This window comes from Blastococcus sp. SYSU DS0616 (assembly GCF_054051015.1).
Genome location: NZ_JBJHAJ010000040.1, coordinates 25,233 through 31,603 on the forward strand (window position 1 = coordinate 25,233; position 6,371 = coordinate 31,603).

Annotated in this window: 6 protein-coding genes; 5 read left to right on the top strand and 1 reads right to left on the bottom strand. The window is 73.3% G+C overall.

Annotated features, from left to right (window positions below; translation table 11 throughout):
- Positions 1–54: 54 nt before the first annotated feature.
- The 5 genes from ACI79K_RS20015 to ACI79K_RS20035 all read left to right on the top strand — a co-directional run bounded on the left by ACI79K_RS20015 (position 55) and on the right by ACI79K_RS20035 (position 5,787).
- The gene (locus tag ACI79K_RS20015; protein ID WP_456600592.1) at positions 55–1,683 is read left to right on the top strand and encodes an acyl-CoA carboxylase subunit beta; all 1,629 of its coding nucleotides are present in this window, start codon (positions 55–57) and stop codon (positions 1,681–1,683) included.
- Positions 1,680–1,961, top strand: coding sequence for an acyl-CoA carboxylase subunit epsilon (locus ACI79K_RS20020; protein WP_456591145.1), 282 nt, complete (start codon positions 1,680–1,682; stop codon positions 1,959–1,961). Before ACI79K_RS20015 ends, ACI79K_RS20020 begins: the two co-directional genes overlap by 4 nt.
- A complete protein-coding gene (locus tag ACI79K_RS20025) occupies positions 1,958–2,566 on the top strand; it encodes a Maf family protein (protein WP_456600593.1) in 609 nt (202 codons plus the stop codon). The genes ACI79K_RS20020 and ACI79K_RS20025 overlap by 4 nt, the downstream gene beginning before the upstream one ends.
- An 82-nt stretch (positions 2,567–2,648) precedes the next feature.
- Positions 2,649–3,932 carry a hypothetical protein gene (locus ACI79K_RS20030; protein WP_456600594.1) on the top strand — a complete coding sequence of 428 codons (1,284 nt, stop codon included), beginning with the start codon at positions 2,649–2,651 and terminating at the stop codon, positions 3,930–3,932.
- Positions 3,933–4,026: 94 nt separating this feature from the next.
- On the top strand, positions 4,027–5,787 hold the full coding sequence (locus tag ACI79K_RS20035; RefSeq protein ID WP_456600595.1) for an acetyl/propionyl/methylcrotonyl-CoA carboxylase subunit alpha: 1,761 nt from the start codon (positions 4,027–4,029) through the stop codon (positions 5,785–5,787).
- A gap of 58 nt (positions 5,788–5,845) precedes the next feature.
- Here ACI79K_RS20035 and ACI79K_RS20040 read toward each other — a convergent pair.
- Positions 5,846–6,371 (bottom strand): LGFP repeat-containing protein (locus ACI79K_RS20040; RefSeq protein ID WP_456600596.1); only part of this gene is annotated, 526 nt, incomplete at its 5' end.

Genomic DNA, 6,371 nt, shown 5'->3' on the forward strand with positions numbered 1-6,371 from the left:
CACAGCAGCGCCGCCACGGCGGCCGACGAGCGCCAGCGAGGAGAACGAGGACGCGTGAGTGCCGCCGAACTGGAGAGCGCCGGGGAGCAGGTCCCCGACGACGTCGACATCCACACGACCGCCGGGAAGCTCGCTGACTTCGAGCGCCGGGTGCAGGAGGCCGTCCACGCGGGCTCCGAGCGCGCGGTCGAGAAGCAGCACGCGGCCGGCAAGATGACCGCCCGCGAGCGGATCGAGGCGCTGCTGGACCCGGGCTCGTTCACCGAGTTCGACGAGTTCGCCCGGCACCGGTCGACGAACTTCGGGATGGCCGACAAGCGCCCGTTCGGCGACGGCGTCGTCACCGGGTACGGCACCGTCGACGGCCGCCCGGTGGCGATCTTCTCCCAGGACGTCACGGTCTTCGGCGGCAGCCTCGGCGAGGTCTACGGCGAGAAGATCGTCAAGGTGCAGGACTTCGCCATCAAGAACGGCTGCCCGGTCATCGGCATCAACGAGGGCGGGGGCGCCCGCATCCAGGAGGGCGTGGTCTCCCTCGGCCTCTACGGCGAGATCTTCCAGCGGAACGTGCACGCCTCCGGCGTGATCCCGCAGATCTCGCTGGTCATGGGCCCGGCCGCGGGCGGGCACGTCTACTCCCCCGCGCTCACCGACTTCGTCGTCATGGTCGACAAGACCAGCCAGATGTTCATCACCGGCCCCGACGTGGTGAAGACGGTCACCGGTGAGGACGTCACGCTCGAGGAGCTCGGCGGCGCCCGCACGCACAACACGAAGTCCGGCGTCGCGCACTACCTGGCCGAGGACGAGAACGATGCGCTCGACTACGTCAAGGCGCTGCTGTCCTACCTGCCGAGCAACAACCTCGACCCGCTGCCGGCCGTCGAGATGGCGCCGGTCGAGACCGTCCTCCCGGACGCGCTGACCGACGAGGACCGGGAGCTCGACACCTTCGTCCCCGACTCGGCGAACACCCCCTACGACATGCACGCGGTCATCGAGCACGTGCTCGACGACGGCGAGTTCCTCGAGGTGCAGCCGCTGTTCGCGCCGAACATCCTCATCGGCTTCGGCCGGGTCGAGGGCCGACCGGTCGGCGTCGTGGCCAACCAGCCCACCCAGTTCGCCGGCACGCTGGACATCGACGCCAGCGAGAAGGCCGCGCGGTTCGTGCGCACCTGCGACGCCTTCAACATCCCGGTGCTCACCTTCGTCGACGTGCCGGGCTTCCTCCCGGGCACGTCGCAGGAGTGGGAGGGCATCATCCGTCGCGGCGCCAAGCTGATCTACGCGTACGCGGAGGCCACCGTCCCGAAGGTCACGGTCATCACCCGCAAGGCCTACGGCGGCGCCTACGACGTCATGGGCTCCAAGCACCTGGGCGCCGACGTGAACCTGGCGTGGCCCACCGCGCAGATCGCCGTGGTCGGGGCGCAGGGCGCGGTCGGGATCCTCTACCGCAAGGAGCTCGCGGCCGCCGAGGACCCCGACGCCCGCCGCGCCGAGCTCATCGCGGAGTACGAGGACACGCTCGCCAACCCCTACATCGCCGCCGACCGCGGGTACGTGGACGCCGTGATCCCGCCGTCGCACACCCGCGTCCAGGTGACGAAGGCGCTGCGGGTGCTGGCCAACAAGCGCCAGACGCTGCCGCCCAAGAAGCACGGGAACATCCCGCTGTGAAGGCGACCGATGAGGGCGGCCCCCTGCAGGGTGCCCGCCGCGAGCCTGCGAGTGGTGGGGAGCAGGGGGTCCTTCCTCCGTTGCTGCGCGTCGTCAAGGGTGAGCCGACGCCCGCGGAACTCGCCGCCCTCACCGTTGTGGTGGCCGCCCTCTCACAGCGCCGCACCCGCCGCCGGCCTCCCGCGCCGGTCGGCGCGTGGGCGTCCTACGGGCGCACCCACCGCCGTCCGCTGCAGGCCGGCCCCGGTGGGTGGCGCGCGGCCGGGAGCCCGGCATGAGCGCCGACCGCAGGCTGGTCCTGGGCTCGGCCTCACCGGCCCGGCTGTCGCTGCTGCGCCAGGCCGGCCTCGCCCCCGAGGTCGTCGTCAGCGAGGTGGACGAGTCGGCGCACTCCGCCCCCCGGGTCGCCGAGACCGTCGCCCTGCTGGCCGCGGCCAAGGCGGCCGACGTCGCCAAGCGGGAGACCGACGCACTGGTGATCGGCGCGGACTCGCTGCTGGAGTTCGCCGGGAGGCCGCAGGGCAAGCCGGCCGACGCCGCCGAGGCCCGCGACCGCTGGCGGCGGATGGCCGGGCGTTCCGGCGTCCTGCACACCGGTCAGGCCCTGTTCGACGTCCGGGACGGGTCCGTGGTGAGCCGGGACATCGCGGTGGCCTCCACCGTCGTCTACTTCGCCGACCCGACCCCGCCGGAGGTGGAGGCCTACCTGGCCACCGGTGAGCCGCTCGCGGTGGCCGGCGCGTTCACCCTCGACGGGCTCGGCGCGCCGTTCGTCCGCCGGGTGGAGGGCGACCCGGCGGCCGTCGTGGGGCTGTCGCTGACGGTGCTGCGCACCCAGCTGGGAAAGCGGGGGCTGACCATCACCGAACTCTGGCGACGTTGACCGCCGGGCCGCGTGTGACAGGTGTGAAGGGATGGCACTCCGGGATGGCGATCACCGACGGCGACAGGTACCCATGGTGACCATGAGTGCGCACCGGGTGATCGTTCATGTCGGTACACCGAAGTCCGGCACGACCTACCTGCAGGACCTGCTCTGGAACTCTCGGGCGGCCCTGGCCGACGCCGGGGTCCTCTACCCGGGCGACGTGCCCGAGGCGCACTTCCACGCCACGCTGGACCTGAAGCAGGAGGGCTTCAACGGCTGGGTCGACCCCGCGCTGGACGGGGCCTGGAACCGGCTGGTCGAGGCCGCGCGGGCGCACGAGGGCACCACGGTCATCTCCCACGAGCTCTTCGGCGACCTGCCCCCGGAGGCGATCGCGCGGGTCCACGCCGACCTCTCCTTCGCCGAGGTGCACGTGATCGTCACCGCTCGCGACCTGGCCCGGCAGCTGCCCGCCGTCTGGCAGGAGGACGTCAAGAACCGGCACTACCTGCCCTTCGGCGAGTGGCTCGCCACCGTGGGGTCCGAGGCCTGGAGCGACACCTGGTACGGCCGGGCGCTGTGGCTCCGCCAGGACCTCCCGGCGCTCGTGGAGCGGTGGGGGGCGGAGCTCCCGGCCACCCAGGTGCACCTGGTCACCGTCCCGCCGCGGGGGGCCGACCCCGCCACCCTGTGGCAGCGCTTCGCCCAGGTGGTCGGCGTCGACCCTGCCCTCGCCACCCCGCCGGACGGACGGCGCAACAAGTCGCTGGGCCGGGCGGAGGCCGAGCTCCTCCGCCGGCTCAACGAGCGGCTGGACTACGGCATCGACTGGCCGACCTACGCCGCCCGCATCACCCACCACGTGGCCGTCGACGTCCTGGCCGAGCGCCCGTCGTCCGGCTCGCTGACCGTGCCCGCGAGCGCCCGGCCGTGGGTGGTCGCCCGCGCCGCCGCGATGGTGGACGAGCTGCTCGCGGCCGGCTGCCAGGTGGTCGGGGAGCTCGACGAGCTCCGGGTGCCGCCGGCGGGGCCCGCCGAGGCGCCGGCACCCACGGCCGAGGAGATCCTCGATGCCGCCCTGGACGCGATCGTCGCGCTCATCCCCACGCACTCGGCGCCCGAGCCGGAGACCACCGGCGCCGCGCCGGACCCGGGCGAGGAGGACGCCGCGGCGCTCCCGGAGACGGCCCCGGACACCACCGCGCCCGCCCTGGCCACGGGCCCGGAGTCCGCCGAACCGGTGGATCCCCCGGTGGCCGCGGCCGTCGCCCCCGACGCGGACGACGCACAGCAGGACCCGGTCCGACGGCGGGTGCGGCAGCGAACGCAGCGGATGGCGCGCTTGACGCGCCGCCTCGCCGGGTCGCTCACCGCGAGCTGACCGGTACCGGTACCGGACGTCTGCAGCCCTGCCGCGGAGGCGACGCGGCCTGCTGGCTACAGTCCGAGCCGTCCGAACGAGAGGGAGAACACCGGTGCAGAAGGTTCTCATCGCCAACCGTGGCGAGATCGCGGTCCGCGTGGCCCGCGCCTGCAAGGACGCGGGTCTCACCAGCGTCGCGGTCTACGCCGAGCCCGACCGCGACGCGCTGCACGTACGCGTCGCCGACGAGGCCTTCGCGCTCGGCGGCACCACCCCGGGCGACTCCTACCTGGTGATCGACAAGATCCTCGACGCGGCCCGGCAGTCCGGCGCCGACGCGATCCACCCCGGCTACGGGTTCCTCTCCGAGAACGCCGACTTCGCCCAGGCCGTCCTCGACGCGGGGCTGGCCTGGATCGGCCCGTCGCCGCAGGCGATCATCGACCTCGGCGACAAGGTCGCCGCCCGGCACATCGCCACCAAGGCCGGCGCCCCGCTGGTGCCCGGGACGAAGGACCCGGTCGGGGGCGCCGACGAGGTCGTGGCCTTCGCGCAAGCGCACGGCCTCCCGGTCGCCATCAAGGCGGCCTTCGGTGGTGGTGGCCGCGGGCTGAAGGTCGCCCGCACGATGGAGGAGATCCCGGAGCTGTTCGACTCGGCGGTTCGCGAGGCGGTCGCCGCCTTCGGCCGCGGCGAGTGCTTCGTCGAGCGATTCCTGGACAAGCCCCGGCACGTCGAGGCACAGGTGCTCGCCGACACCCACGGCAACGTGATCGTCGTCGGCACCCGCGACTGCTCGCTGCAGCGGCGCAACCAGAAGCTGGTCGAGGAGGCGCCCGCGCCGTTCCTCACCGACGACCAGCGCGCCCGCATCCACTCCTCGGCGAAGGCGATCTGCAAGGAGGCCGGCTACCACGGTGCCGGCACCGTGGAGTACCTGGTCGGCGCCGACGGCTCGATCTCGTTCCTCGAGGTCAACACCCGCCTGCAGGTGGAGCACCCGGTCTCCGAGGAGACCAGCGGCATCGACCTGGTGCGCCAGCAGTTCCGCATCGCCGAGGGCCTGCCGCTGGAGATCACCGAGGACCCCGAGCCGCGGGGTCACAGCATCGAGTTCCGGATCAACGCCGAGGACGCCGGCCGCAACTTCATGCCGGCCCCGGGCCCGGTGAACCGGCTGGAGATCCCGCAGGGCCCCGGTGTGCGCTGGGACTCCGGCGTCGAGACCGGCGGCGAGGTCGCCGGCGCGTTCGACTCGATGCTGGCCAAGCTGATCGTCACCGGCGCCACCCGCGAGGAGGCCCTGCAGCGGGCCCGCCGCGCGCTGGACGAGCTGGTGGTCGAGGGCATGCCCACGGTCATCCCGTTCCACCGGGCCGTGGTGCGCGACAAGGCGTTCACCAGCGAGCCGTTCACGGTGCACACCCGCTGGATCGAGACCGAGTGGGACAACCAGGTCCCGCCCTACGACGCCGCCCCGGCCGGGCAGGACGAGGAGGCGCCGCGGCAGACCGTCGTCGTGGAGGTCGGCGGCCGCCGCCTCGAGGTCTCCCTGCCCGCCGGGCTCGCCGCCGGCGGTGGCGGCGCGGCGCCCGGCGCGGCGGCCAAGCCCCGCAAGCGCGGCGGCGGGGGCGGCGGTGCCGCGGCCTCCGGTGACTCCCTCACCTCGCCGATGCAGGGCACCATCGTCAAGGTCGCCGTCGAGGACGGCGCCACCGTCGAGGCCGGTGACCTGGTCGTCGTCCTCGAGGCGATGAAGATGGAGCAGCCGATCACGGCGCACAAGGCCGGCTCGATCTCCGGCCTGGCGGCGGAGGTGGGCGCCTCGGTCACCAGCGGCGCGGTCATCTGCACCATCGCCGACGCCGAGTAGGACCGCGCGTCGATCGGGGCCCGTCACCAGCTGGTGACGGGCCCCGAGCACGTCCGGCTCAGGAGGCGCGCACCTGCCCGGTCCGCATCGACCAGTGCAGGGTCCCGCCCTGGAACCGCTGCGATGCGTCGCCGTCGGGCGCGCGGACCGCCGGGGCGACCGGGTAGCCGAGGTACCCGTTCTCCCAGCCCAGCTGTCCCCACCGGGCGCGGATGGCTCCGTCGATGGCCTGGGCCCCGGTGAACGGCGTCCAGTAGATCGACCCACCCTGGAAGTGCTGCAGGCACCCACCGTTGCGCAGCCCACAGCGGGCATCGGCCACCGGATAGCCGTAGTACCCCAGCTCCCAGCCCAGCTGCCCCCACCGCGTGCGAATGTCACCGTCGATCGCCCGGGCACCGGCGAACGGCGTCCAGTAGATCGACCCACCCTGGAAGTGCTGCAGGCACCCACCGTTGCGCAGCCCACAGCGGGCATCGGCCACCGGATAGCCGTAGTACCCCAGCTCCCAGCCCAGCTGCCCCCACCGCGTGCGAATGTCACCGTCGATCGCCCGGGCACCGGCGAACGGCGTCCAGTAGATC

Excerpts from the sequence above, each read along its gene's own strand:
- ACI79K_RS20025 (WP_456600593.1), top strand. The coding sequence starts at position 1,958 with ATGAGCGCCGACCGCAGGCTGGTCCTGGGCTCGGCCTCACCGGCCCGG.
- ACI79K_RS20030 (WP_456600594.1), top strand. The coding sequence starts at position 2,649 with ATGAGTGCGCACCGGGTGATCGTTCATGTCGGTACACCGAAGTCCGGC.